The sequence below is a fragment of the uncultured Roseovarius sp. genome, assembly GCF_947489715.1.
Classification (GTDB): Bacteria; Pseudomonadota; Alphaproteobacteria; order Rhodobacterales; family Rhodobacteraceae; genus Roseovarius.
In genome coordinates, this window is record NZ_CANLER010000006.1 from 1 (window position 1) to 25,875 (window position 25,875).

Annotated in this window: 21 protein-coding genes and 1 tRNA gene; 17 read left to right on the forward strand and 5 right to left on the reverse strand. The window is 52.4% G+C overall.

Annotated features, from left to right (window positions below; all coding sequences use genetic code 11):
* Window positions 1–182: 182 nt before the first annotated feature.
* The 4 genes from Q1B27_RS15110 (at window position 183) to Q1B27_RS15125 (ending at window position 4,023) form a co-directional block, all read left to right on the forward strand.
* Window positions 183–1,352: a helix-turn-helix transcriptional regulator gene (locus Q1B27_RS15110; protein WP_299848650.1), complete on the forward strand. Its 1,170-nt coding sequence runs from the start codon at window positions 183–185 to the stop codon at window positions 1,350–1,352.
* A 193-nt stretch (window positions 1,353–1,545) separates the two neighbouring features.
* Complete coding sequence (locus tag Q1B27_RS15115) at window positions 1,546–2,394, forward strand: M15 family metallopeptidase (RefSeq protein WP_299848651.1); 849 nt, start codon at window positions 1,546–1,548, stop codon at window positions 2,392–2,394.
* Window positions 2,395–2,521: 127 nt separating this feature from the next.
* Window positions 2,522–3,268: a carboxypeptidase gene (locus Q1B27_RS15120; RefSeq protein ID WP_299848652.1), complete on the forward strand. Its 747-nt coding sequence runs from the start codon at window positions 2,522–2,524 to the stop codon at window positions 3,266–3,268.
* On the forward strand, window positions 3,268–4,023 hold the full coding sequence (locus Q1B27_RS15125) for an alpha/beta hydrolase (RefSeq protein ID WP_299848654.1): 756 nt from the start codon (window positions 3,268–3,270) through the stop codon (window positions 4,021–4,023). The genes Q1B27_RS15120 and Q1B27_RS15125 overlap by 1 nt, the downstream gene beginning before the upstream one ends.
* Window positions 4,024–4,355: 332 nt before the next feature.
* On the opposite strand, the gene Q1B27_RS15130 is transcribed toward Q1B27_RS15125, so the two are convergent.
* A complete protein-coding gene (locus Q1B27_RS15130) occupies window positions 4,356–5,384 on the reverse strand; it encodes a hypothetical protein (RefSeq protein WP_299848655.1) in 1,029 nt (342 codons plus the stop codon).
* A gap of 189 nt (window positions 5,385–5,573) precedes the next feature.
* Window positions 5,574–5,840, reverse strand: a complete 267-nt coding sequence (locus Q1B27_RS15135) for a hypothetical protein (protein ID WP_299848656.1) — start codon at window positions 5,838–5,840, stop codon at window positions 5,574–5,576.
* A gap of 194 nt (window positions 5,841–6,034) precedes the next feature.
* Between Q1B27_RS15135 and Q1B27_RS15140 the strand changes: the two genes are divergently transcribed.
* From Q1B27_RS15140 to Q1B27_RS15150, 3 genes are all read left to right on the forward strand, one after another.
* Window positions 6,035–6,793 carry a nuclear transport factor 2 family protein gene (locus Q1B27_RS15140; RefSeq protein WP_299848657.1) on the forward strand — a complete coding sequence of 253 codons (759 nt, stop codon included), beginning with the start codon at window positions 6,035–6,037 and terminating at the stop codon, window positions 6,791–6,793.
* 223 nt (window positions 6,794–7,016) lie between these two features.
* Window positions 7,017–7,090: transfer RNA gene (locus Q1B27_RS15145), tRNA-Gly, on the forward strand.
* 195 nt (window positions 7,091–7,285) lie between these two features.
* Window positions 7,286–9,082 (forward strand): ABC transporter transmembrane domain-containing protein, encoded by a 1,797-nt coding sequence (locus Q1B27_RS15150; RefSeq protein ID WP_299848658.1) that lies wholly within the window; start codon window positions 7,286–7,288, stop codon window positions 9,080–9,082.
* 351 nt (window positions 9,083–9,433) lie between these two features.
* Here the strand turns inward: Q1B27_RS15150 and Q1B27_RS15155 are convergent, their stop codons facing one another.
* Window positions 9,434–10,357, reverse strand: coding sequence for an arginase family protein (locus tag Q1B27_RS15155; RefSeq protein ID WP_299848660.1), 924 nt, complete (start codon window positions 10,355–10,357; stop codon window positions 9,434–9,436).
* Between the two features lie 388 nt (window positions 10,358–10,745).
* Here Q1B27_RS15155 and Q1B27_RS15160 point away from each other — a divergent pair, with 388 nt between their 5' ends.
* Window positions 10,746–12,791 (forward strand): EAL domain-containing protein, encoded by a 2,046-nt coding sequence (locus Q1B27_RS15160; protein WP_299848662.1) that lies wholly within the window; start codon window positions 10,746–10,748, stop codon window positions 12,789–12,791.
* A 154-nt stretch (window positions 12,792–12,945) separates the two neighbouring features.
* On the opposite strand, the gene Q1B27_RS15165 is transcribed toward Q1B27_RS15160, so the two are convergent.
* Window positions 12,946–13,260 carry a hypothetical protein gene (locus tag Q1B27_RS15165; RefSeq protein WP_299848943.1) on the reverse strand — a complete coding sequence of 105 codons (315 nt, stop codon included), beginning with the start codon at window positions 13,258–13,260 and terminating at the stop codon, window positions 12,946–12,948.
* Window positions 13,261–13,426: 166 nt separating this feature from the next.
* Between Q1B27_RS15165 and Q1B27_RS15170 the strand changes: the two genes are divergently transcribed.
* The 6 genes from Q1B27_RS15170 (at window position 13,427) to Q1B27_RS15195 (ending at window position 20,114) form a co-directional block, all read left to right on the forward strand.
* The gene (locus Q1B27_RS15170; protein ID WP_299848663.1) at window positions 13,427–14,293 is read left to right on the forward strand and encodes a ribokinase; all 867 of its coding nucleotides are present in this window, start codon (window positions 13,427–13,429) and stop codon (window positions 14,291–14,293) included.
* Window positions 14,294–14,563: 270 nt separating this feature from the next.
* Window positions 14,564–15,406 carry a 2OG-Fe(II) oxygenase family protein gene (locus tag Q1B27_RS15175; protein ID WP_299848665.1) on the forward strand — a complete coding sequence of 281 codons (843 nt, stop codon included), beginning with the start codon at window positions 14,564–14,566 and terminating at the stop codon, window positions 15,404–15,406.
* Between the two features lie 51 nt (window positions 15,407–15,457).
* Window positions 15,458–16,462 (forward strand): BMP family ABC transporter substrate-binding protein, encoded by a 1,005-nt coding sequence (locus tag Q1B27_RS15180; protein ID WP_299848666.1) that lies wholly within the window; start codon window positions 15,458–15,460, stop codon window positions 16,460–16,462.
* 7 nt (window positions 16,463–16,469) lie between these two features.
* Complete coding sequence (locus Q1B27_RS15185; protein WP_299848668.1) at window positions 16,470–18,038, forward strand: ABC transporter ATP-binding protein; 1,569 nt, start codon at window positions 16,470–16,472, stop codon at window positions 18,036–18,038.
* Complete coding sequence (locus Q1B27_RS15190) at window positions 18,035–19,153, forward strand: ABC transporter permease (RefSeq protein ID WP_299848669.1); 1,119 nt, start codon at window positions 18,035–18,037, stop codon at window positions 19,151–19,153. Before Q1B27_RS15185 ends, Q1B27_RS15190 begins: the two co-directional genes overlap by 4 nt.
* Window positions 19,146–20,114, forward strand: a complete 969-nt coding sequence (locus tag Q1B27_RS15195; protein WP_299848671.1) for an ABC transporter permease — start codon at window positions 19,146–19,148, stop codon at window positions 20,112–20,114. The genes Q1B27_RS15190 and Q1B27_RS15195 overlap by 8 nt, the downstream gene beginning before the upstream one ends.
* Window positions 20,115–20,189: 75 nt before the next feature.
* On the opposite strand, the gene Q1B27_RS15200 is transcribed toward Q1B27_RS15195, so the two are convergent.
* Window positions 20,190–21,134 carry a LysR family transcriptional regulator gene (locus Q1B27_RS15200; RefSeq protein ID WP_299848673.1) on the reverse strand — a complete coding sequence of 315 codons (945 nt, stop codon included), beginning with the start codon at window positions 21,132–21,134 and terminating at the stop codon, window positions 20,190–20,192.
* 127 nt (window positions 21,135–21,261) lie between these two features.
* Between Q1B27_RS15200 and Q1B27_RS15205 the strand changes: the two genes are divergently transcribed.
* The 3 genes from Q1B27_RS15205 (at window position 21,262) to Q1B27_RS15215 (ending at window position 25,827) form a co-directional block, all read left to right on the forward strand.
* Window positions 21,262–22,272: a TAXI family TRAP transporter solute-binding subunit gene (locus Q1B27_RS15205; protein ID WP_299848674.1), complete on the forward strand. Its 1,011-nt coding sequence runs from the start codon at window positions 21,262–21,264 to the stop codon at window positions 22,270–22,272.
* Between the two features lie 96 nt (window positions 22,273–22,368).
* Window positions 22,369–24,582, forward strand: a complete 2,214-nt coding sequence (locus tag Q1B27_RS15210; protein WP_299848676.1) for a TRAP transporter permease — start codon at window positions 22,369–22,371, stop codon at window positions 24,580–24,582.
* A 3-nt stretch (window positions 24,583–24,585) separates the two neighbouring features.
* The gene (locus tag Q1B27_RS15215) at window positions 24,586–25,827 is read left to right on the forward strand and encodes an FAD-binding oxidoreductase (protein ID WP_299848678.1); all 1,242 of its coding nucleotides are present in this window, start codon (window positions 24,586–24,588) and stop codon (window positions 25,825–25,827) included.
* Window positions 25,828–25,875 lie beyond the last annotated feature (48 nt).

The following is a 25,875-nucleotide window of genomic DNA, read 5'->3' on the forward strand; positions in this document are numbered from 1 at the left end:
TTGCTCACAGATATCCTGTGATCTTAACGGGAGCTCGACCTTAGATCAGGGTCAGCCCAATTACGCATGCTTTGGGCCGTCATCATGAACCCAAACTAACAGATGCTGCACTTTTGTCCTATATCTTGTAGGATCAGTGACGATGTGAATTTGGGAACAATAAAGACACCAATATTGTCGGTGTGAATAAAAACTGGAAAGCCGTGCAAACAGATACTCATGATACTATTCTGAGCATTTATGACGCCGTTGCGGACGATACGTTGTGGCCGAACGTGCTTCAAAAACTGGCAACTCGGATCAACGCTGTGGGTTGCATTGTATTTGAATGGCATACGACACTAGACAGCAGACAGCTTGTCGCTCCTTTGGCGTCCGCGAACTATGATCTGGCAGCGATCGAAACATACATTGAAAAGTGCTATGAGCACGAAGTCCGGGATCAAGACATCTTTGAGTCACACTCTCTCGCGCAAGACCAGATTGATTTAATCGAAGACGATGTTCTTGCTCCGGGTATTGCTGGCCTCAAGCAATTGCCAAACGTGCAAACCCTTCAAAAGCTTGGCATTCTGCATCGAGCCGCAGGGTTATTGAACAAAGACAATACGGCAGTTTCACGTTTTTCCGTGCAATTGGCGGATAAGCGAGGGCGTCTGACACCCGAAGAACGCGCCCGCCTCACCGCAATCCTTCCGCACATTGCAAAGGCGCTTGATCTTGGACGACCAGCCAAACAGCTCGCTTTGGAACATCAGAGTATGCTTGCGGCCATGGATCGACTTACTATCGGCGTTTGCATCCTTGACACTGGAGGACGCGTGGTCCTTGAGAACGAGGAATTCAAGAGGCAACGAAATGCCTATCCGGTATTTCTCAAAACGCAAAATGGTGTTTTGCGGCTTCGAAAACCTGATGATCAAAAGCATTTTGCGGCTTTATTGGAGAATGTGTTCAATCACGGAAAATTTGGTGCGCGCCCAAGAAAGGAAGCTATTTCAACAAGCGAAAGCAGCTTTCTGTGTGTCGAAGTTGCGCCTTTGAATAAAGTGCTCGATATTACGTCGAAGGTGTTCGGCGGCTTCATAGTTTACAGCACCGATACAAGCCTGCCCATTCATTGCAATGCGCTTCCTATGCAGCGGGCCTACGGGCTGACCGACGCTGAAATGAACCTTGTCGACCTGATCGCTGAAGGTCTGACGAACAGCCAAATTTCGGAACGGCGTGAACGTTCCGTGCCGACAATTAATACACAGGTGAAATCCATTCTCGCTAAGACGCATTGTGCGACCCGAACACAGTTTGTGCGCCTCATGATGAGCTTTGGCGCAAACTTCCTGGACAGCTAAACCGCTCGATCTCGTCCATTTGGACGATGTTTCAGTGTTTCGGACATGATAGTTTGGTGATCGGTAGAATTGTGAAACCAAGCATGCGGAAGCTAAGCAGAAGATTTTGCGATTTTGGTACCGCTCGCGAACACAAAAGCACTGGCTTAGGGATTTTGGGAAAGTCTACCCGCTAGAGAGAGAAAGATCGAAAATGGCAAGCTACTATTACGAACTTAAGCGCGGGCATATTGGCACCGATGTTAGGCGTTTGCAGAATTTCCTGATCGATCAAGGAATTGACCTTCAATTCGGCGCAGACGGGGATTTCGGACCGGCCACACGATCAGCCGTGAAAGAGTTTCAGCAAACACAAGGATTGCCGACCAATGGTGTGTTTGCATCCGAAGAAGCAGCAGTTGCTGTGGGATTGGGGTATAGAAACACGTGTTTCCAGGAGCCGATCCCTCGTACACCTTTTGAAATTCAGGACGCTTTGAAGTTTCCGAAAAAGCCAGCGAACCTACAGCGACCAACGCAAAGGATTTCCGATGAGCTGTTTGGTGAGTTTCGGTTCAGGTACACGCCAACGCCATCAAGCCCTCAACGGATTGAGATTTTGGATGGTTGGGTTGCAGACAGCATAGTTACAGCGCCAGTTTCACAACTTGTGAACATGGTAGACCGGCAGTCATCCACGCCACGTCTGATGACCAGTGGCGAAATTAGGTGTCATCGACTCGCAGCACCCAGAATTCAAGCTTTGTTTGCGGCATGGGAAGCCGCTGGGCTGAGTGATCGTGTTCTCTACTATGTCGGATGCTTCAATCCAAGGCTGAAGCGGGGAACCACAAATCCAAGTCGTTCAAACCTGTCCAATCATTCTTGGGGGTCCGCGTTCGACATAAATTCGCAAGAAAACTGGATAGGTCGCCCAGATGCTGTCATCGGTGCGCGTGGCTGCCTGCGTGAATTGGTTCGAATTGCGAACGAGGAAGGTTTTTATTGGGGTGGGCATTTTGGGAATAAGGATGGAATGCATTTCGAAATTGCGGAGCTTTAGTTTCAGACGCGAGATTGGCCTCGAAGATAATTGTTTAAATTGCCGCCGTGCTCTTCGGTCTATCAAGCTGTTCATGACTTGAACTGGTTGCTCGATTTGCAGAACGAAAATAAATCAGGAGGAAAAATTGTTTGATCCAAATACACTAAATGACATTACCCATGGCTCGGACATTGACACCATCGACCGCACAAAGCTCAAAAATCTACAACGCGCCCTGTCATGGATGACATACCCGATTTCCGCGGTGGACGGCTTGATCGGACCCAATACTCGAAATGCTTTTGCAGAGTATAAGCTTGATATCGGCGAAACAGATGCCACGCGGGTGACCAATAGCTGCAAGAACCAGGCGATCCAGAGAATTGAAGAAACCAAAAGCCTCCTGCGGGCGGATGTTTCAACTCAAGACAATACCAAAAAGGCCATCGCGGCAGTCTGCCAGAACCTTGGCATCGGGACGAAGCCACAAATTGCCTACGTGCTTGCGACGGTTCAGTGGGAAACAGCCCATACCTTCAGGCCGGTCAAAGAAGCTTTCAACAAAAGTGAAGACTGGCGGAAGCGAAACCTGCGGTACTACCCCTATTATGGCCGCGGCTATGTTCAACTGACCTGGAAACGAAATTACAGTAAGTATTTCCACATCATGAGAGAGCCCCTGGTGCGGCAGCCTGATCAGGCACTTGATCCAGAGATATCGCTTATGGTTTTGGTGCACGGCTTCAAACTGGGGGTCTTTACGGGCAGAAAACTCACCGATTACATCAATGATTTTGAAACAGATTTTAAGAACGCCCGACGGTGCATCAATGGTCTGGATCGATGGCGCGAAATTAAGTCTCTGGCCGAGGGTTACCTGGCGGAGCTCTGATGAACCGGCGTTCTTGTCGGGCCAAGGCTCGCAACAGGTTATTAGAATCAAGGAGCAATGTTATGAGAGTGATTTATGTGCATGGGGCATTTGCGGATGCCGATAGTTGGTTTGGCGTGCCCGACGCAGTTGAGACCATACAGGGTGACCTGTTTCCGAAACGCGTGCAGCTCAAGCATCACAGAGGTAATCGGCCTGTTCCGCTGGATATCGGATCACTGGATGACTACGTCAAATCAATTGAGGGGAAACTACCCGATGATGAAACAGAGAAATGTGTTCTTGTAGGGCACAGTTTGGGCGGCATGGCGATATCTGCAGCAGCCACCGCCCCCGCCTTTAAGGATCGGATTCATAAGCTCATCTATGTCACGGCGGTGCTGCCAATGCCGGGGCAAACCGCTGGAGAGCTTTTGCCGGTGCTAAGCGGTGGCCCTGCCGATGTTCTCCTGGAGTTTGCAAAACTTGGAACCCTCGGGGCTATCAAAGCAGCAACGGCTTTGGCCTCGCAGCCTATGGGCGTCTTTAATGATCTGATGCCCGAAAGCGACCATTTTCTGAATGCGCCCAAGGCCTATATCCGATGCCTTGATGACGGTATAATTCCCCATTCAGACCAGCGCGAGATGATCTCGAAGATAAACGATGCGACAAACAGCATTGTTTACGATGAAGCGCTCGACACGGTGCATTTTCCACAGGTTTCGATGCCGGGCCGACTAGCAGAAATGATTGTCGAGGCGATCGAAGCTTAGACCGGCGATCCCAAATCTCTACACCAGCCTAGGATTCCAATTAGGATTCAAAAAAATATATAATCGGCGATGCCAGCTTCAGGCGCATGGGATCAGAAGTTTCGAGAACCGAATGTGTTCAGCCTTCCTCAGACTTCGCAAGCGCAGCGAAAGGCTGCAATGCAGGCTGCGACTGCAGCATCATAAAGGCTGGACGAAGGTCTGGTTAGGGCCGTCCCCAGCGGCAGCATTTCTGAACAGATCGGCGCCGCGTTGTCGCAAGTCGGTATTGAGTCCACTTTGACCGAGGCCCCAAGAGGTACAAATGGCCGCTTTAGTGGCCCAGTTGCTGGTTACATTTTCTGATCGGCGAACCTTACTGTTTCGATGAGACTACTGCTACTGACGTTAGGATTTTCCCAAACTACAATGTCAAACCATAAGCTCGCAGATTTGGGCTTGGTTGTAGAAGGCATATCAAACGAAATGTCCAAAGATTGCCCCGCTCCTAATCTATTCACAGAGTTTGGTTGGAATGAACAACGTTGAATGTGGATGGTAGCGTGCTGGTTGCATGCCTTAAGACCCGTCCAGTATTTACCACTCGAAAGGGGCAGGCCTTGGTCTGTAGACCCCTCCAATGACCTGCCTTTCTTTGCGAGCAGGATTTCGTGATCGGAAGTGTTGTAAATCCTGACACCTGCAACTATCGCGGCAGCCTTGTCATCGTATCTAAGCACACGCAGTTCGGCAGAATAATCTTTTCCAATAAAGACTTTGTCCGACTTTGTGTCGGATCTTCCATCCAAATCCTTTTGCGCGCCACTCGAACCAATCATAGATGCGATTTGTTTTAGATGATTTTTGACGAGCTCTTCAGCGACTTCCTCAGGACTTGTCCTGGGGATTGCTGCTACTCTAGCCATATCTTTCTTTAGCTCATCAATTGTCTGATCTCGTTGAGCAATACTTTCTTTATATTCTGCTTTTAAGCGCTCCAAGTTGGTTCGAAAATCTTCAAGATCACTCTCAAAATTGACAATTTCTCCTGTGTTTCCCGTTTCGCCTTGTATGCCTTCTGGACCACGTGGGCCTTCTGGTCCGACGATTTCATCATGATAATTCTCTAAGAGCGTTCGGGCAACTTGTTCGGAGCTTGGGCTCTCGGCGTCCTTGCCTGCTGGCCCCCGCAGGCTGTCCGCATGGTTTCGCGCCAATTCATTGGCAAGCTCACGGTAATCAATGCTAACAACTCTAGATTCTACCACAGAAATTCTGTCGCTAAGATCATCAAACGCTAACCATGCTGTGCCGCCAGCAGCAGCAATACCAACAATGAACGATATTACTTGTCCCAAGTTAATCTTTGGTTCGAAATGCAATCATAGTCCTTTCCCAAATCTGCTACTTCAATCCATTTATGGATTTTCTCATTGCCTTAGAGCAGTAAGCCGTAGGTCATTAAGAACAGTCAAGTGGACAACTTCCTCAGCGAAAGAGAGACGTTCGGAATTCCTCCGTCAAACACCAGCTGAGAAGTTCGCAGAATGTGTTGCGGCGATCAGTTGAAATCACCCCGCAAAGCCGACAATGACAGCTCTGAGCCCAGAGCGGACAACGTCAAAGCCATCGTCCGTTAGCCCATAAAACAGATGCTGGCTCATTGTGCCCGCTTCAAACCCGATCCGAACGATCGGGTGCGGGAAGCTTGCCAAACATTCGGTGATCTCGCCAACATCGCATGCCAGTTCAAGTTCCAAGGCAACGCCACCTCTAGCATCCACAATGCACAACGCGCATGATCGCAGCGACACATCCAGTCCGGCAAAATATTCCATCGTCCTTCTCCCTTGCTCACAGATATCCTGTGATCTTAACGGGAGCTCGACCTTAGATCAGGGTCAGCCCAATTACGCATGCTTTGGGCCGTCTGGAATTAAATCTAACTCTGTATTCGGTGACTTCGTTTCGAATGGCTGCTATCTGATATTCAGCTAATTTGCATGCGTTTTACTAAGTGGAGATAGATCTCGTGGCGTCAAAGAGGGTCCTGATCCAGAAACTCCTCAAAGGCATCGAAACTGGGGATGCAGCCGCCGCAGATGTCGTTAACGAGGCAAAATATGTCCAACACAATCCCCAAACTCACGAAGGTAGCGAGGGGCTCGCGACGCTGTTCGCCCGATTATCGAAGACCAACCCGCGTGTCACTTTCGTTAGAGTCTTCGAGGATGGCAATTTCGCCATTGCTCATAACGAATATGACTTCTCAAGCCTGCGGGTGGCGTTCGAGGTCTTCCGGTTTGAAGACGGTAAAGCTGTTGAGCATTGGGACAACATTCAGCCCATGATGGGCCCCAACCCTTCAGGTCGAGGCATGCTGGATGGTGCGACGGAGATCACCGATTTGGATAAGACCGCCGCTAATCGGGAATTGGTGCGCGACTTCGCGGAACGGGTTCTGGTTGAGCGGCAACTTAGACTTCTTGATACCTATGTCGACGAGGGTTTGGTGCAGCACAGTCCTGATCTTGCCGATGGTGTCGCTGCATACCGCTCATACCTCGAAGCCTCCGAAAACCGCGCGTTTCGTATCCAATACCACAAGGTTCACCGGGTACTCGCTGAGGGGAATTTCGTGCTAGGTATGAGTGAAGGGTACAGGGGCGGCATCCATTCCAGTTTCTATGATCTCTTCCGTGTCGCCGATAACAAGATTGTTGAGCATTGGGATACGATTGAAGCCATCGCGCCACGCAGCGGATGGAAGAACGAAAACGGGAAGTTCTAAGAGTGAGATGGCGCTCACTGAATTTCGAACACACGCCTACGATCAAAGCTCAAGCTACAAAATTGACGAAATTCCGCTTTGGGGAACATTGGGGGCCGTTTTCGATTGACCTCCAACGTCCGCTAAGGGCCGAATACACCAAAACTGAGTGCATTAGCTTCATGTAATTGCACTGACATACTTGACCTTAGAAAAGCTATGAAATAGGTCATGGTTCGGTTGCGCGGGCGTTGTGTAGTGGTAAGACCTTAGCCTTCCAAGCTAATGACGCGGGTTCGATTCCCGCCGCCCGCTCCAATGAAAAACTCACCGAGTTTTGCCCAATAATGCACCTCTTTCATTAGCATCTAACTCGCTGAGAGTTGGTGCGCGCCCGGTTTCTCCCGGCCTTCCGTCCTAGTTTGCAGCCGCTTAGGACGTCCGCGGCGATCTGGCTCTTGACCCCTTTGCGTGAGCCGGCCAAACACAGTCGAACATTAAGGGAATGCAGACATGGTGCGCAGAGCGTCAGAAGGGGCAGAATTGCTCGACCGCGAAAAATCGAAACGCGTGGGCGCGTTGTCACAGCTCTGGCCCTATCTTATCCCTTATAAATTTTTGGTTGCCGGCGCATTTTTGGCACTTGTCCTGACTGCAAGCGTCTCGCTCATACTGCCAATGGCGGTACGACGGGTAGTGGATAACTTTAGTGCTACAGACGGCGCTATCCTGGATCTATATTTTACGGCTGCACTTGGGATTGCTGCCCTTCTAGCGATTGGTACTGGGTTACGCTATGCGCTTGTCACCCGGTTGGGTGAACGCGTCGTCGCCGATATTCGCAAGGCGGTTTTTGGCCGTGTCATTAGCCTGAGCCCCGCATTTTTCGAACGCCTGATGACTGGGGAAGTCCTGAGCCGCATCACCACCGATACCACGCTCATTCTCAGTGTCATCGGCTCTTCGGTATCGATCGCGCTTAGGAATTTTCTGATCTTTTTGGGCGGACTTGTGCTGATGCTTTTCACCTCAGCGAAACTTACTGCCATGGTGCTGTTGATTGTGCCACTGATCATCGTACCTATCCTGACATTAGGACGCCGTTTGCGCGTCCTAAGCCGGGAAAACCAGGACTGGATCGCAGCCAGTTCGGGCAATGCATCAGAGGCGCTTTTGAGCGTCCAGACAGTTCAGGCTTTCACCCATGAAGATGCCAGCCGAAAAACTTTCGGTGATGTGACCGAGCAAAGCTATATCGCCGCTCGAAAACGCATCACAACCCGCGCGCTGATGACGGTGATCGTGATTTTTCTGATCTTTACCGGCGTTGTCTGCGTGTTGTGGATAGGCGCTCGCGATGTCCGCACCGGCGGGATGAGCGCGGGCACTTTGGTGCAATTCGTGATCTATTCAATCATGGTTGCAGGTTCTGTCGCTGCTTTGTCGGAAATCTGGGGAGAATTGCAGCGCGCGGCTGGCGCCACCGAACGTCTGGTCGAATTGCTGCACGCCACTGATCAGGTTACGGACCCGGCCAAACCCACCGCCCTGCCCCGCCCAGTCAAGGGAGAGATCAGCTTTGAAGGGGTGAATTTCGCCTACCCGTCGCGCCCCAGTCTGCCGGCGCTGGATGACCTGAACCTGACAATCCAGCCGGGCGAAACCGTGGCACTGGTTGGCCCGTCCGGGGCTGGCAAGACGACCATCGTGCAGATGATCCAGCGATTTTATGACCCGGACACCGGTCAGGTCACTTTGGACGGCATTCCGCTATCCACTATGGCACGCGCCGATTTCCGCCAGGAAATGGCACTGGTGCCGCAGGACCCGGTGATCTTTGCCGCCTCGGCCCGGGACAATATCAGGTTCGGCCGCTTGGATGCGACCGATACCGAGGTCGAAGAAGCCGCGCGCGCCGCTGCTGCACATGATTTCATTTCCGCCTTGCCCGATGGTTATGACAGCTATTTGGGTGAACGTGGCGTGATGGTCTCGGGTGGGCAGAAACAACGTATCGCTATCGCTAGGGCGATCCTGCGTGACGCGCCAGTGCTGCTTTTGGACGAAGCCACTTCGGCGCTTGATGCAGAAAGCGAACGCGCTGTGCAAAAGGCGGTTGAAGCGATGGCGCGAACCCGTACCACGATTATCGTGGCGCATCGTCTGGCAACGGTGAAAAAGGCGGACCGGATCATTGTTATGGATCAGGGCCGCATCGTGGCGGAGGGGTCACATGACAGCTTGGTTGCACAAGACGGACTCTATGCCCGCCTTGCCCGGCTGCAATTCACTGACGGGGACGCAGCCTGATCGAATGCACCCGAGGTGTGAACGCCTAAAGCCGAAATTCCATATTTTACGGGTGAACAGAGGCTCGAGCTTCAAAAGCGTCGCTCTAATCTATAGCAACCACCATAAAACACCTGTGCCCTGGGTTGTTTGAATCTCTAAACAGCGTATTACGTCGATCGCCCTCGATGGCCAAAACTATAAGTAGAACTGTCTGATTGTAGGATGGACTGACGTTAATTCTTGCTATCGAGGAACTTCTTCCTGCAGCATCTCAGATGCACCTATCTAGGTTTTTCCAGACTATCTATTTAGATTCGACTTAGTGGAACCGGCCATCAATGCGAGCGATGTTTACGGCAATCGACACGGCTAACCACACTCTGACTTAAGTGCGAGGCCACCAAGCGCATTTGCCGCTATTCGGGACGCTGTGATTGCGGAAGTGCCGTCTATGTCTCTTTCTGGAACAAATTCAATCATGTCAAAAGCGACGACGTTGGACTTCTTGATGACAGCATCAATCAGATCGATCGTTTGGAAATAGGAAAGCCCTCCGGGAGTCGGAGCCATTACCGCTGGCATGATACCTGAGTCGAGCGCGTCACAATCCAAGGTGATCATGCAATTCGCACCCGGTTTCAGATGCTTTAATACTGCCTCTACCCCATCGCGATGAAACGTCCGTGCGGTGACAATCTGAGCACCCCAATCCTGCGCAAGCTCCACTTCTGCTCGACGGGCCGAACCCAATCCGCGGATTCCAACCTGAATGATGCTTTCGACATGGTCCATTTCCGACGCGCGCCGCATCGTACTGGAAAACCCCATCGGTTCGCCGCGACGCTGGTCTCGCCAATCAATATGCGCATCAATCTGTATTATTGTCAGCGGACCAAAGGTATCTAGCGCCTCAACGAATGCGATTGGGGTTGAATCGTCTCCACCAAGCATGACGGGTATCGCGCCACCTGCAACAATTTCACGCGTGGCCGAGCGGATCTGATGCCGGTTGCCCTGCCCGTCCCGGGATGAGGTCTTCAGATTACCTACATCGGCAACGGTGAAACTCCCATCGCCCAGCAACGGGCCATCCAGATCGAAATCCCAATGGTCCAGCCATCTGGCATCCTCTTCAAGCGCACGCCGCAGCGTGTCCGGCGCACTGGCATAGGGTTCATTGTCAATATCAGGGTACGGCGTACCATGCGGCGCACCAAACACCACCAGATCCGCATCAGCAGGGTCAGCGTCTTTATCCGCCCCGATGAACTGTACCGCAACGGGGTCAAACATCGATTGCATCAAGGTATCGCTTCCATTCGCGTTAGTTCTGAACAAACATGATCGGTCTGCGCGCTCGCAAAATCAAGTTCCCTATTTTCTCCGTCTCAAGCACAAGTCGTCTACTCTCAGTAACGGCCCGATTCCGTCGCCGAAACCTGCGATCACCAACCCTTCATCATCTCAGTTAACACGCTAAAAAAAACCACATACGAATTTCCAAATCCTCGGAAACACAGGTGGCGGCAATGAATTGCTATTGCCGCACAGCTCTCTTCAAATCACAAAACCCAAAGATTTAAATGAAATTTGAAATCTATTTTTTTCCGTGGCTATCAGTGATTTTACGCTTTCTGTGGCATCACCATGTCTTGGTTTCCGCGTTGATTTGGATGTGTTTATGTATCGCGTATTTGCCTGTATCACCCAAGAGCATCACTACGGGATGCTTGTTTTAGCAGTCATCGTATGTGTTGTGGGGTCCTGCCTTTCAATTCTCCTCTCCCGGCGCATGATACACGCTTCCGACCGACGCAAACTACTTCAGTTGTCATTGACGAGTATCATTGGTGGCGCAACAATCTGGTCAACGCATTTCATCGCAATGCTAGCCTATGATCCGGGCTTTGATCACGGGTACGAGGTTGTTTTCACGTCGATTTCATTGGCCGTTGCGATCTTAGGCCTGTTAATTTCAAATGCGATTTTGGCCATTGGTAAGCGTGGACCCTATCATTTGATTGGTGGTGCTTTCTTCGGGCTTTCTGTTTCCGCGATGCATTACTTGGGTATGTCAGCCTATCTCCTCCCCGGGGAGATTATATGGGAATTGGACAGACAACTGATATCTGTGGGTCTGGGTGCCTTCCTCGGCGCCATCTCGTATCATCGCATCGCGCGACCTTATACCCGTTATTGCTGGTTAGGAGGGACCGTTTTGATGGTCGCCGCCATTTGTGTTATGCATTTCACCGGAATGTCGGCATTCACGGTCTTGCTGGACTCAGCTTATCAAGTACCGCCCATGGCCATTTCCGATGAAAATCTCGCAATGCTGATCATGGCCGTAACTGGCGTTATTTTCATTATCGGGTTCGCTTCGTTCAGCATCGAAATCAATATCGAACATGAGACACGAGGCCAATTGAAACACGCAGCGCTGCACGATCCCTTGACCGGATTACCCAACCGGATGCAACTCACACAAAAAATGGCCGCAATCGCGAAACGCCTGGAAGAGGCGGAAACGGAAAAAGTCGCGGTACTTACCATTGACCTGAACCTCTTCAAGCAAGTCAATGACCTTCATGGGCACGCGGTCGGCGATACGGTACTTACGACCATTGCTGCCCGTCTGTCGCAAAATCTGGAAGCAGATGAATTTATTGCACGCACAGGCGGCGATGAATTCGTTGCATTGAAACGAGATTTTCGTCGGGTGGATCAGGTCAATGCTTTCGCAGAAAGACTACATGCCCTTATTGTCGAACCAATCGATACTGCAACGATTTCGGTAACCGTCGGTGCGTCAATAGGGATCGCCACCAGTATTGGCGAGGGTCGCGAATTGGATAAGCTGCTGCATAAATCAGACCTCGCAATGTATCGTGCCAAATCAGAACCGGAATGCCACATTTGCCTGTTCACTGCCGAGATCGACCAGCAAAGTCATGATCGTTTGGTACTGATTAATGATCTGCGAAATGCGTTAGAAAACGATCAGTTTGAATTGGTCTACCAGTTACAAAACAATCTCAACTCTTTGGAACCGACGGGTTTTGAGGTGCTTTTGCGATGGAACCATCCAGACCGTGGGCGTATTCCGCCTGACGAATTCATACCGATTGCCGAAGAAACCGGTTTGATCCGCGATATAGGGCTTTGGGTCCTGCGCACAGCCTGCCAAGAAGCTTCGGATTGGGCAGATTCATATAATGTCGCGGTGAATGTCGCCCCGCAACAACTTGTCCAACCTTCCTTCGTTGAACATGTTGCCGATATCCTTATGGAAAGCAGATTGCCCCCCGAACGTCTTGAACTCGAAATCACTGAAGCAAGTATTATTGACGATCAGGCGCATACTCTTAAGGTCATGCACCGTTTGAAGGGTATGGGCATTCGCATTGCCATGGATGATTTTGGCACCGGATATTCGTCCTTAGCAACTTTGCAGGCTTTTCCTTTTGACAAAATCAAGATCGACAGAAGCTTCGTTCGGGACGTGCACCACAACGATCAACGCGCCGCGATCGTGCGGTCAACTTTGCTTTTGGGTGCAGCGTTGGAGATTCCGGTGCTGGCCGAAGGTGTCGAATTACAAGACGAGCTTGACTTTCTCAGATCAGAAAAATGCAATGCTGTGCAGGGGTTCTATTTCGGGCAACCTCTAAGCCGGGACGAAATGCGAAAATTTGTTACCGCATCCAAGCAAAGCAAGGCGTCTTAATAGTCTGGCGTATATGCCAAATCTACACAGGATCTACGCTGCTAACGTGCGATTTCGCGACCTGCCTGTGATAATGTGCTTATCACACTAAACCCTGAACCGCCCTATCGGGCGGTCCAATATGAACGTTAGGGCATGGTCGGCCTGGGTTCCATTAGGATGATGGTTTCTGGGGCTGGAGGGCGGTAGCCCAGTGCACTTTGTGGTCTCTTGGTGTCGGTGGATTGATGACGCAAACTGCACTAAGCCCATGAAGTCCTCGCATCAACGTACCGCTGATGGCAGAACATTCGGCGCAAATTGCTGCGCCGAAGCTGGTATTCTCGATATTGGTTCTTCTATGTGTGCCTCCGTCACCCATCATTACTGCGCAGCCAGTTTTGAATTCGGAGTAGCAGGAAAAAGCATCGGGCATAGCTTTCTGTATTTCAGCGAACAATCCCGCAATGTCATCTTCTGTGAGGCTCATCTTTGATCTTTAGCTCTTCCAAACTGCAAAAAAGTCACAAGCCGCAAAACCAAGCGTGCCTATCAAACCGGCAGATCAGGAAGGTGCGTGGTTGCCGACAGTTCTCGGTCGCAATCGGACAGAAGGCTCGCTAAGCTTATACAAAGACACAGCAAAGCTTTGCATCATGATACTCAATTTCGGCTCTATCAATCTGGATCTTGTATACCGTGTCGCTCACTTGCCAAAGCCTGGTGAAACGCTGGCAAGCACATCGTTTGCGCGTTTCTTGGGCGGCAAGGGGATCAACCAATCCATTGCCGCAGCGCGGTCCGGCGGCGCCATCCGCCACATCGGATGTCTTGGCCCGGATGGCAAGTGGCTGGGTGAACAGATTGCTCATTTCGGCCTGTCCTTGGATGAAATTACCCAAGTAGATGTCCCAACAGGTCATGCGGTAATTTTCGTTGATGATACTGCAGAGAACCAGATCGTCCTGTTTGGTGGTTCTAATCTGGCATTCACCAAAAACCAGATTGAACAAGCATTAAACACCGCAAGAAGGGGCGATTGGGTATTGCTACAAAATGAGACAAACCTGGTCTCCTACATCGCGCAGGAAGCGAGAGCACGTGGTTTGAAAGTTGCATATTCCGCAGCTCCCTTTGATGCTAACGCCGTCCGCGACCTGCTTGACCAGATCAACCTTCTTGCGCTGAACGAAGGGGAGGCGGCAGCCATTGCCCAAAACATCGGCCATCATCCTGCAGAACTCAATATTGACCATGTGTTGATTACAAAAGGGGAGCGCGGCGCAGAGTTGCATTCCGGCGGAGAGATTTTGCATCAGGACAGTGTTAAGGTCGAAGCAATCGACACAACCGGTGCTGGTGATACTTTTCTGGGGGCATTCATGGCACGTTTTGTCGATGGCAAAGCCGATGAAGCGCTGGCTTTTGCAGCAGGTGCGGCGGCATTGCAAGTCACGAAACAAGGTGCCGCCGCAGCGATCCCTTGTGCCGAAGAAGTTGAGGCATTTTTGCGCAATGCTTAAGTTTCTATTTGTTAATAATACGAGCCTGGATGCTGTAATCGCTGTCTAGGACGTGGACAAGCGCATCGATGCTACAACCGACGAACAGCCCCATTTTAAGCTTGAACAGCTTGGTCTTGCGGTTATCGTTCTCGGGGCGTGCAGAACTAGCTCTTCGCGCTGATTACCCTTATTCGTGCTGGCAAGGTTGTAATGGGCACGAATACCAAGGCGACTATGGAACGTTTCTGCCAGTCACCGGAACCGGCACCACAGGAAAGGACCTCAGATATGGCCGAATTCGAAGTTCTTGCAGTCAGCCCAAAAGAGCCGGACGCAGCGGAACGTTTTGCTAAGTCGCTGCGCGAAACGGGTTTTGCCGTGATCAAGGACCATGACATCGACATGTCCGAAATCCAGGCAATGTACGATACCTGGTCGGGCTATTTTGCAAAAGATGATAAACTGGACGACGCCACACCGACAGGCGATCCGTCCGGATATTTTGGATACAAATCCGAAAACGCAAAGGGCCGCGCGCAAAAAGACCTGAAAGAATTTTACCACGTCTATCAGTCACGCGAAGTCCCGGCCGATTGCGAGGCCGTTACCCGAACGTTCCACGCCAGCCTCATTGGCCTGGGCGAAATGCTGTTGGGGTGGCTTGATCAGGTCTCGCCACCCGAGGTAACTGAAAAATTGTCGATGCCTTTCACCGGGATGGTTGAGGGATCACAGGATCACCTCCTGCGCGTCCTCCATTACCCCCCCCTTCCCGACGATGTAGAACCGGGAGAAGTGCGGGCAGCGGCTCATGGCGACATCAACCTTATCACCTTGCTGGTGACCGGGTCGGAACCCGGCCTACAAGCGCAAGACGTGAATGGCACTTGGCATGACATTCCCTGCGGGACCGGTTACATCAACGTTAATGCTGGTGACATGCTGGAACAGGCAAGCCGAAATTACTATCCGTCCACGGTGCACCGGGTGATCAATCCCCCAAAGCAAAAGAACCAATCCCGCTACTCCCTGCCCCTTTTCATGCACCCAAGACCAGACGTTCAACTGGCCAAGCAAACGGCGGGCGAGTTTCTTCAGGAACGTCTGAAGGAAATTGGGCAAGGCGGCTGAAACAAAAAAATCGGGCCATGCAGGACCCATCAATCAACAAGGAGTGTTAAAATGAGAAAACCCCTGACCGCCATTCTGGCCGCAACGATCGCAGCGGCTGCGAACATCGCGCTGGCCGCCGATTTCAAACCTGCCGTAATCTATGACATGGGCGGCAAATTCGACGAATCTTTCAATGAAGGTGTCTATAACGGCATCAAACGATTCACCGATGAAACCGGTGTTGAAGTAATGGAATTTGAAGTCACCAACGAAGCGCAGCGCCAGCAGGCGATGGAACGTATGGTACAACGCGGAGCAACGGTCGTGCTTGGGGTCGGGTTTGCTCAGGCGGATGCGATCAATGCAGTGGCCGGTGCGAATCCGGACGTCAATTTCTCGATCATTGATGTGAATTGGTTGGATCAACCCAACCTCCGTCAATATGCCTTCAAAGAGCAGGAAGGTTCGTATCTTGTAGGTATCGCAGCGGCGATGGCCTCGGAATCCGGCACTGTCGGCTTTGTCGGAGGAATGGACATACCTCTGATCCGTGCTTTCGCCTGCGGTTACAAACAAGGTGCTAAATCGGCCAGCGCCGACATAACAGTTCTCGAAAACATGACCGGCACAACGCCAGCGGCATGGAACGACCCCGCGAAAGGGGCAGAACTTACGCAAAGCCAGATCGACCGCGGTGCCGATGTTGTCTATCAGGCTGCGGGGGGTACAGGTGTTGGTGTCATCCAGGCTGCGGCAGATGCCGACAAACTGGCGATTGGTGTCGATTCCAACCAGAACCATATGGCGCCAGGCAATGTTCTGACATCAATGTTGAAACGTGTCGATGTGGCCGCTTATGAAACCATGAAAGACGCCATGTCCGGTGACTTCGAAACAGGCATCCGTAATTTGGGCATTGCAGAGGATGGTGTAAGTTGGTCGCTTGATGAACATAACGCCGCGCTGATCACCGATGAGATGAAAGCCGCACTGGAAATGGCCTCGGACAAGATCAAATCCGGCGAAATCGTGGTGCATGATTACCGCTCGGATAGCAGCTGCCCGACGGACTGATCGAGAAATGCCGTTTGAAGAAAAGATCGGGAGCGGCGCGTCCGCTCCTCTCGCGCTGGAATTGAGGGGGGTCAGTAAATCCTTTGGACTGATCCTTGCCAACCGCAACATCAATCTGGCGATCCGTCCCGGCACGATCCACGGGATTATCGGCGAAAACGGCGCCGGTAAATCGACCTTGATGAACATCGTTTATGGTATGCATACTCGCGATGAAGGCGAAATACTTGTAGCGGGCGCATCGGTTGACATGCGTTCCTCAGCAGATGCCATCAGTCACGGTATTGGCATGGTTCACCAGCATTTCATGCTTGTCCCGACCTTTACCGTGCTTGAAAACGTGATGCTGGGCACCGAGGGTGGCATGCTGTTGCGCGAAGGACGGCAAGCAGCGCGTGCACGGATCGTTGAGCTGTCTGAGCAATATAATCTGGTTATTAATCCCGACGCACTGGTGCGTGACCTCAATGTCGGACAACGCCAGCGGGTTGAAATCATCAAGGCACTCAAGGGCGGCGCCAATATCCTGATCCTGGATGAACCCACCGGCGTGCTGACACCGCAAGAAGCCGAACAGCTTTTTGAAATCCTCAAGGTGCTGCGTGATCAGGGTGTTTCAGTACTGTTGATCACACACAAACTGGCCGAGATCATGGATATCACCGATGCGGTCGACATCATGCGCCAGGGCGAAATCGTGGGCCATCGCAAGACGTCCGAAACCTCACCCGCGGAGTTGGCCGAGCTGATGGTCGGGCGCAAGGTATTGCTGGAGGTCGAACGCACCGCTACGTCGCCCAGTGAGGTGCGATTTTCCGCCACCAACCTCGGTTACACCAACTCTCTGGGCGTGGTTGAATTGCAAGACATTAACTTTGAGGTGCGCGCCGGTGAGATTCTCGGCGTGGCGGGTGTTTCGGGCAACGGGCAGACGCAATTGATGGAGGTTCTTGCCGGGATGCGCCACCTGACCGCCGGGTCGATCAACATTCTTGGCACCAACGTAACATCATCAACCGTCACCAACCCGCGCATCATTCGCGATCTTGGCCTGCGCCACATCCCCGAGGACCGCCATAAGCACGGTTTAATTTTACATTTTGAGGCCCGCGAGAACATGATTTTAGGGCTTCAGGATAGTGATCTGGCAGGATCCGGTTTCTTGATGGATCAGGCTGCTATCGAAACCAATTGTCGCGAAAAGATGCAGGATTACGATGTGCGCCCCTCTGAGCCGAGCCATTTCGCCAAGAACTTTTCTGGCGGGAATCAGCAAAAGATCGTCATCGCGCGCGAATTCTCAGCCAACCCGGTGGTCTTGCTGGTGGGGCAACCAACTCGTGGCGTTGATGTAGGTGCCATTGAATTCATTCACAAACAGCTTCTGGAACTCAAGGACGCGGGCTGCGCAATCCTTCTCGTCAGCGTTGAGTTGGACGAGATCATGTCACTCTCAGACCGGATCATGGTGCTGTGCGACGGCAAGAATGTGGGCATACTTCCCCGAGAAGAGGTTGACAGGCAGACGCTGGGATTGATGATGGCCGGGCAAAAGCGTGAAGAGGCGCTCGCATGAGCAAATCTGCACCTCCCCTGCCGCGGTGGGCCGATCTTTTCCTACTGCCACTCATAAACCTTTCAGCAGCCCTATTCATATGCGGTCTGGTCGTGCTGGCCATCGGCGAAAACCCGATTGAGGCATTGGGGGTAATGCTAAAAGGTGCGTTTGTTTACTCCGGGGGCCTCGGATATACGCTCTACTATACGACGAATTTTATCTTTACGGGCCTTGCGGTTGCGACCGCCTTTCATGCCATGCTGTTTAACATCGGTGGCGAGGGTCAAGCCTATCTTGGTGGTCTGGGTGCCGCGCTCGTTGCCTTCGCCGCAGGCTCCCTGCCCGGCATCATTGCGCTGCCCCTCGCCATTGCGGGCGCTGCGGTTGCAGGCGCGTGCTGGGGCGTCATTCCGGGGTATCTACAGGCCAAGCGCGGCAGCCATATCGTAATCACCACCATCATGTTCAATTTCATTGCTGCGTCTATTATGGTTTGGCTGCTGGCCGGTCCAATGCTGGAACCTAACCAGCAATCGCCCCAATCCGCACCCCTGCCAGGATCTAGCCATCTGCCCAAGATACACGAGATACTTGACCTACTGGGCATACAGATTACCAGCAGCCCGCTCAATGCTTCCTTCCTGTTGGCGATTGTCGCTTTGTGTGTGTTCTGGGTACTGATCTGGCGTACCAGGCTTGGATATGCCATCCGAGCCGTGGGACAAAATCCCGAAGCCGCTCATTATGCCGGGATAAATGTACCCCGGACAATCATCATCGCTATGGCGATTGCCGGCGGCTTCGCTGGATTGCTGGCCACGAACGAGATTTTGGGGATCAGCCACCGGGTAATTCTTAATTATACTGCGGGATATGGATTTACCGGCATTGCCGTCGCCCTGATGGGTCGCAACCATCCCATTGGCATCTTCCTGGCCGCACTGCTTTTCGGTGCACTCTATCAAGGCGGGGCAGAGCTTGATTTCGAGTTTCAGTCAATTACTCGCGAAATGGTACTGTTGATCCAGGGCATGATCATCCTCTTTTCCGGGGCATTGGCCTATATGTTCAATCCACCTCTGGCCAGGTTCATCGCACGGTTCACCGCACCAAAGGAGGTCGCTCGTGGCTGATTTCCTGTACCAGCTTCTGTTGACCTTTGATGCAACGCTTCGCATCGCAACACCCCTTATCCTTTGCGCGATGGCAGGTATCTTTGCTGAACGCTCCGGTGTCATAGACATCTCACTTGAAGGCAAACTGCTTTCCGGTGCGTTTGTTGCTGCCGCTGTCGCCGCCCTCAGCGGGTCGGTTTTGCTGGGATTGATTTGCGCCATACTTGCAAGTGTTACCATGTCGCTGATCCACGGTTTTGCGTGTATCACCCATAAGGGAAATCAGGTGATTTCCGGCGTCGCAATCAACATTCTTGCATCAGGACTGACCGTCGTGATCGGCATCGCGCTTTTTCGACGTGGCGGACAAACACCGACATTGCCTCGAGACGCACGCTTCAAGCCGATCGAGTGGTTCGGGGTGGAGAGTTTTGACACAGTTCCAATTATAGGCGCAATCTATCGGCAACTGGTATCCGGCCATAACATCCTGGTCTACATCGCACTTCTGGCTGTACCTCTGACAGCGTTCATCATCTTTCGAACGCGCTTCGGCTTGCGACTACGCGCAGTCGGCGAGGTGCCGGAAGCGGTCGATAGTGCCGGGCTTTCCGTCACATGGCTTCGCTACCGGGCATTGATCGTCGGTGGCGTTTTCTGCGGCATTGCAGGGGCTTATCTTTCCGTAGCGCAAGGAGGTAACTTTGTTCGTGAAATGTCTGCGGGCAAAGGATATATCGCTCTCGCAGCGGTAATCTTTGGCAATTGGAAACCATTTGCAGCTTTCCTTGCCTGCCTGATGTTCGGATTTCTCGAAGCGGCGACATCGCGTTTGCAAGGTGTTGATTTGCCTTTGATTGGCGAGGTCCCGACTCAGCTTATGTTGGCACTTCCCTATGTGCTCACCGTTCTTCTACTGGCCGGATTCATCGGCAAACCCAGCCCTCCGGCGGCCATAGGTCAACCCTATCATAAATAGTTATGCGTCCAACTTTCCTCAAATCGCCAATATTGTCTGAGGTCGAACGTTAAGTCGCCAGCCATACCAGACTAATTACAAGGCCTGTTCGTGCTTTGGATTCGCGCCAATCTCAACAAGAAATTGTATAACTTCTTCGATCCATGCTGAGCGCACAGAGATCGCAAGCTGTGACAACGGACGGTGACTGGGTGTCAAAATTGCATAATCGTACCGAATTTCTTCTTTTAGCGGCTTGAAGACAATATCATCTAATCCACTGTTCATGATGCTTTCGGTCACCACCGTCAGCGGGTCAACGATGGCAACACAATGCCCGGACCGCACGAATTGCAGCAATGGCAAGAAGGTCTGGCTTTCAATAAACTTGCGATAGCTGGCTCCAGATTTTTCAAAAGCCGCCAGTGTCTTTCGGTGATGCGCGTGATTGGACTGCAAAACGCCGATCGGCTCTCGATCAAGTTCTTTGATCCCGATGATATCAGCCTTTGCCAAACGATGCCCCCGCGGGACGACACAAAAGCATTCACCGCTAATGGCATCAATCGTGAATTGCGCGCTTTCATGTGTTTTGATCGGTGCATCCCCAAATCCAAAGTCAATGCTTTGGGAACTGACCAGTTCGAGTATCTGAAGCGAGCTACGTGCCGAAATCGCAAGTTCCACATCTGAATTTGGCTCGATCGCCTGGCCAATGAAGCGCGAGAACAAGAAAATACCGCCCGGCATCGCAGACACGTTCAAAGTTCCCGACTGGCCTTCGGCAAGGCTTTTCATAGTACGGGAAACCGTCGACAGACGTCCCAGTATTTCCTCGACTTCAAGCAGCAGGTACTGCGCCTCGGGGACTGGAACAAGTTGGCGCCCCTTGCGTTCAAATAGTTTCAAACCCAGCGTTTCTTCCAAAGAACGGATAGCAAGGCTTACAGCTGGTTGCGTCCTGCCAAGTTTTTGTGCCGCCGCAGAAAGTGATGTCGATGTCATGACCGCGCGGAAGGTTTTGATTTGAGTGAAATTCATGAAAATTCCATAAGGTTTTTTTATGTTTTTCTAAGATATTAAAATTTGTATTTATTTTAAAGGTCGTGCACCCTTGGGCGGTTGAAAGCGGGATGAAAAACCCGAACCACACCTAAGGGAGTTCTAGATGACCATAGTAACGAAACTTTCAGGGGCTATTCTGGCGACAGCGCTCGCCACCGGAACGGCCTACGCCCAGGACCCGACGTTTTTCCGAATTGGAACGGGTAGCGCGGGTGGCACGTATTTTCCCATCGGCGGCACAATCGCCAACGGAATTTCAGCTCCTCCGGGATCACGTCCCTGCGATGAAGGTGGGCAATGCGGCGTACCCGGGCTGATAGCCATCGCGCAATCAACCACCGCGTCCGTCTTCAACAACACAGCCGTACAAAACGGCGAGCTGGAGGCCGGCATGGCCGCTGCCGACGTAACCCGGTCGATGTATCTGGGTGAAGGCAAATTTGACGGCAAGCCACATGAAAAACTGCGGATCGTTGCCAATCTCTATCCCGAAGATTTGCACCTTGTGATGCCAAAAGGATCAAAGCTCGCGGGTCTTGGCGATCTTGAAGGCAAACGCGTTGGCATAGCCCAAGCGGGTTCGGGCACACAAGTGGCTGTCCTTCAGATGCTCGAAAAATGGGGGGTCACTCGGGATAACATGGACGAGGCCGAACTGAACAACAGCCAGTCGGCCGAGCGTTTGGCGGACGGTCAGCTTGATGCCTATTTCTACGCCGCAGGTTGGCCGGTCTCTGCCATGGTGCAATTGGCAACAACCAAAGGCATGGAACTTCATAGTTTCACCGATGAAGATCTGGCAAAAATCAACGAAGCGGTCCCGGCCTATATCCCCTCAAAAATCCCCGCTAACGTCTATGAGGGCATTGACTATGAGGTCAAAACCCCCGCCGTATCAGCCCTGTTGGTTGTGTCTTCCGATCTGAGCGATGAGCTTGTCCATGGCATCACGGAGGCGTTGTGGAACAAGAACACGCGTAACCTTCTTGATAATGGTCACGCCAAAGGAAAGCAGATCACGCCCGAAACGGCGTTGGACGGTATCGCAGCGCTTGGCGTACCTCTGCATCCAGGAGCTGAGAAGTTCTACAAAGAAGCGGGCCTTCTGAAGTAAAGCCACCAGTTTAGGTTTTACTTGCTACGGGCGGCGGGCAACTCCCGCTCGCCGCCCGACCTTTATCCCATCGCATTTGAAACGAAAGGGCCGATCATGGCGACTGCAAATGAACATGAGGCTCAGGAGCTTTCAGCCGAAGAACTCGCTGAAATTGAAAAGAAATACGACGAGGGCGCTGCCACACGAAGTGTAAGCCCAGGGTTTGCGAAATTCCTTCGATATGTGGCGCTGACCTATGCGGTGTACCATTATTTGACGGCCGGGTTTGGCCTGCCCCCGGATTATTGGCACATGGGTTGGCACCTGTCCGGTTTGTTTGTCCTGACCTATGCATTATTTCCGCTGACTAAAACCAAAACCGCGTTTGACTTGAAGACCGGTGCGCTGCGATTGGGCGGTGTGCCATATCTCGATGTCATCCTTATGATTCTGGGCGTGGCCTCATCGCTTTATCTGGGTTTTGCCTGGCACGGCGTCCCTTTTCTTGGGGTCGAAGAACAAACGTTCCGAATGGGCAATCCCAACCGCTACGATCTTCTTTTTGGCTGTATCCTCATCGTACTTGTGCTGGATATTGCGCGGCGCACACTAGGGTGGATATTGCCGCTGATCATTTGCGTTTTCATGTCCTACGCCCTTTTCGGACCTTTTTTTCCTGGGCTACTCCAGCACCCCGGTGTTAAATTCAACACTTTCGTCTCGTCTATGTACTTCCCTCAGGAAGGCATCTTTGGCGTTACGCTCTGGGTCGTCTCAACCATCGTCTTTCATTTCGTGCTGTTCGGAGTAATCGCCCAACGCACAGGTTTGGGGCAACTTTTCATCGACAATGCCAGCATTCTGGCCGGTCGCTACACTGGTGGTCCCGCAAAGGTCTCTGTCGTGTCCTCAGCCTTCTTCGGCACGATCTCTGGCTCGTCCGTGGCGAACACCGTCTCGACCGGCGCGCTGACCATTCCCAACATGAAACGGCTGGGCTATCCGGGCCATTTCGCAGGTGGGGTCGAGGCCGCAGCCTCGGCAGGAGGTCAGATCACACCACCCATCATGGGCGCAGCTGCCTTCATCATGGCCGAATTCCTTGAAGTTCCCTACACCACCATCGTCATCGCCGCAATTTTCCCCGCGTTCCTGCACTATGTTGGCGTTTTCACCGTTGTGCATCTGATGGCACGCCGTTTGAATCTGCAAGGGCTATCCAAGGAAATGCTGCCTAAATTCGGCAAGGTCTGGCGCGAAGGCTGGGCTAATATCGTGCCTTTGATTGGCCTGCTGACGGTACTTTTTTCCGGCTACACACCATATATGTCAGCCTTTTGCGGCATATCTTTGTCGATTATAGCCGGCATGAGCCGGATAAAAAATCCGGTCACGTTGATCTACGCAGCCGCTTTCATTGCCTTTGTCATCTGGAAGTACTTGGGCAACGGGTTTGACCTGACAATGTCGAGCATCCTGATTGCAGGCGCAATCATCGCAACGCTGAATCCTCAAACGAGAGTGTCCTTCAAAGAAATGGCGGATACGTTTGAAACCGGCGTGAAATACGCGCTCGCCGTTGGCGCGGCATCGGCTGCCGTGGGCATCGTGATCGGCGTGATCAACACGACCGGTGTCGGTTTCCGCATCGGTTTCATGGTCACGCAAGCCGCTGCAAATCTTGGTGGAGATATTCACGGCCTCTTCAGCTTCGGCAGTTGGGAGCTTTTCTCGGTCGCTGATCTGACACTCTTTATCAGCCTCGTCTTCATTGCACTTGCCTGTATTCTCATGGGCGCAGGCGTGCCGACCACGGCGCTATATATTATGCTGGTGTCAGTGGCGCAGCCAGCCCTTGCCCAGTTGGGTATCCCGCCAATCGCGAGCCATATGTTCGTTCTCTATTACGGTGTCGTGGCCGAGATTACACCGCCAGTCTGCACCTCGGCCTATGCAGCGGCGGCGATCGCGGGCTCCAACCCGTTCCGCACCGGCATATCGGCCTTCACACTGGGGCTGGGTAAAGTCGTGGCACCGATGGCCTTTGTGTATGCCCCTGTCCTTCTCTTTGTCTCATCAACGGGGTTCGATCTGTGGGAGTTCACATATACGGCGGCAAGCTGCATTGCAGGTGTGATCGCACTGTCGGCAGCAGTGGTTGGCTATTGGCTGACACCAATGGGAACGTTCTTCCGGATCCTCATGGCCTTCGCCGGGTTGATTTTCATAGCGCCTTCGCTTCAGGCGGATCTGGTGGCTTTGATAATTGCAGCCCCCGCCGTGATATCGCAGGTGATTGCACGCCGAAGCCACTCCGCAACGACCTGACGCATGACAGATGACGTCACAATATTGGGCGCAGGTATCGTTGGCATATGCTGCGCCCTTTCTTTGGCTGAACGCGGTGCAAAGGTACGTCTGATCGACAAAGGTGACCCGGGTCAGGAAACTTCCTTTGGCAACGCTGGTGTGATCTCGCCTTGGTCGATCATTCCGCAATCCATGCCAGGACTGTGGAAACAGATACCCAAGCTGATGTTTGGGCACTTCCGGCCCCTCAGCGTCCGCCCGACCTTTTGGCCCCGGATGGTGCCTTGGGGTCTACGGTTTCTGGGCAATGGAACCGAGCGCAAGGTACGCGACATCTCCGATGCCATGGATATTCTCTGCGGCCCGTCAGTCGACCTCTACCGCCGACATCTTGAAGGGACCGGGCACGAGGATCTGGTACGTGACAGCCTTTATGTGCATGCTTTTCGCGATGGCAGCCGGGCATCGCTGCAATCGCTTGACTATCGCATCCGGCAGGAAAAAGGAGCGCCACTTGAGCTTGTGGGCGCTGACGAATTGCGCAGGGTTGAACCCGCCCTTTCGCACGATTTCAATGCTGCTGTACTTATTCATGGTCAAGCACGGGCATTGTCACCTGGTCGAATAGCCGCGGTTCTTGCGTCAAAGGCAAAAAGCCTGGGCGTGGAAATTCTCAACACCCAAGTAATTGACCTGACGCCTGCGGACGGTGCCTGGAAAATCCAATGTGAGTCCGGCCCTCTAACGGCAAGCCAAGTGGTTGTCGCGATGGGGGCCTGGTCGATGCAGTTTTTGCGCCCTTTGGGGATCAACCTTCCCTTGGTAGCTGAACGCGGCTATCACGTTGAATTCACTGAGCCGGGTGTCATGCTTAACAATTCCATCACCGATACTGATGCCAAATTCGTTGCAAGCAGCATGGAAGGTGGTTTGCGTGTGGCCGGTCAGGCGGAATTTGGCGACGTTGACGCCCCGCCGAACCAGCACAAAAGCAAACAACTATTGTCGCAGGCCAAATCGGTCTTTCCGGATCTGAACGACAGCCAACCGAATTTCTGGATGGGTCGCCGCCCCTCTTTTCCTGATAACCTCCCAATTCTGGGAAAGTTAGGGAAATTCAATGGGCTATACGGGTGTTTCGGGCATTCGCATTACGGGTTGATGATGGCCCCCAAATCCGGCGAACTGTTAGCCGCTGAAATCTTGGGTCAAAAACCAAATCTCGATCTTACTGCGTTCTCGGCGTCCAGATTCAGCAGCTAGGATCAGACCAAGGCACCTGGCACCGACCGGCCACGCGCCCAATGCAAA

Excerpts from the sequence above, each read along its gene's own strand:
- Q1B27_RS15175 (WP_299848665.1), top strand. The coding sequence starts at position 14,564 with ATGGCCGAATTCGAAGTTCTTGCAGTCAGCCCAAAAGAGCCGGACGCA.
- Q1B27_RS15160 (WP_299848662.1), top strand. The coding sequence starts at position 10,746 with ATGTATCGCGTATTTGCCTGTATCACCCAAGAGCATCACTACGGGATG.
- Q1B27_RS15215 (WP_299848678.1), top strand. The coding sequence starts at position 24,586 with ATGACAGATGACGTCACAATATTGGGCGCAGGTATCGTTGGCATATGC.
- Q1B27_RS15115 (WP_299848651.1), top strand. The coding sequence starts at position 1,546 with ATGGCAAGCTACTATTACGAACTTAAGCGCGGGCATATTGGCACCGAT.
- Q1B27_RS15165 (WP_299848943.1), bottom strand. The coding sequence starts at position 13,260 with ATGAGCCTCACAGAAGATGACATTGCGGGATTGTTCGCTGAAATACAG.
- Q1B27_RS15200 (WP_299848673.1), bottom strand. The coding sequence starts at position 21,134 with ATGAATTTCACTCAAATCAAAACCTTCCGCGCGGTCATGACATCGACA.
- Q1B27_RS15205 (WP_299848674.1), top strand. The coding sequence starts at position 21,262 with ATGACCATAGTAACGAAACTTTCAGGGGCTATTCTGGCGACAGCGCTC.
- Q1B27_RS15170 (WP_299848663.1), top strand. The coding sequence starts at position 13,427 with ATGATACTCAATTTCGGCTCTATCAATCTGGATCTTGTATACCGTGTC.
- Q1B27_RS15185 (WP_299848668.1), top strand. The coding sequence starts at position 16,470 with ATGCCGTTTGAAGAAAAGATCGGGAGCGGCGCGTCCGCTCCTCTCGCG.
- Q1B27_RS15135 (WP_299848656.1), bottom strand. The coding sequence starts at position 5,840 with ATGGAATATTTTGCCGGACTGGATGTGTCGCTGCGATCATGCGCGTTG.
- Q1B27_RS15190 (WP_299848669.1), top strand. The coding sequence starts at position 18,035 with ATGAGCAAATCTGCACCTCCCCTGCCGCGGTGGGCCGATCTTTTCCTA.
- Q1B27_RS15125 (WP_299848654.1), top strand. The coding sequence starts at position 3,268 with ATGAACCGGCGTTCTTGTCGGGCCAAGGCTCGCAACAGGTTATTAGAA.
- Q1B27_RS15210 (WP_299848676.1), top strand. The coding sequence starts at position 22,369 with ATGGCGACTGCAAATGAACATGAGGCTCAGGAGCTTTCAGCCGAAGAA.
- Q1B27_RS15155 (WP_299848660.1), bottom strand. The coding sequence starts at position 10,357 with ATGTTTGACCCCGTTGCGGTACAGTTCATCGGGGCGGATAAAGACGCT.
- Q1B27_RS15180 (WP_299848666.1), top strand. The coding sequence starts at position 15,458 with ATGAGAAAACCCCTGACCGCCATTCTGGCCGCAACGATCGCAGCGGCT.
- Q1B27_RS15150 (WP_299848658.1), top strand. The coding sequence starts at position 7,286 with ATGGTGCGCAGAGCGTCAGAAGGGGCAGAATTGCTCGACCGCGAAAAA.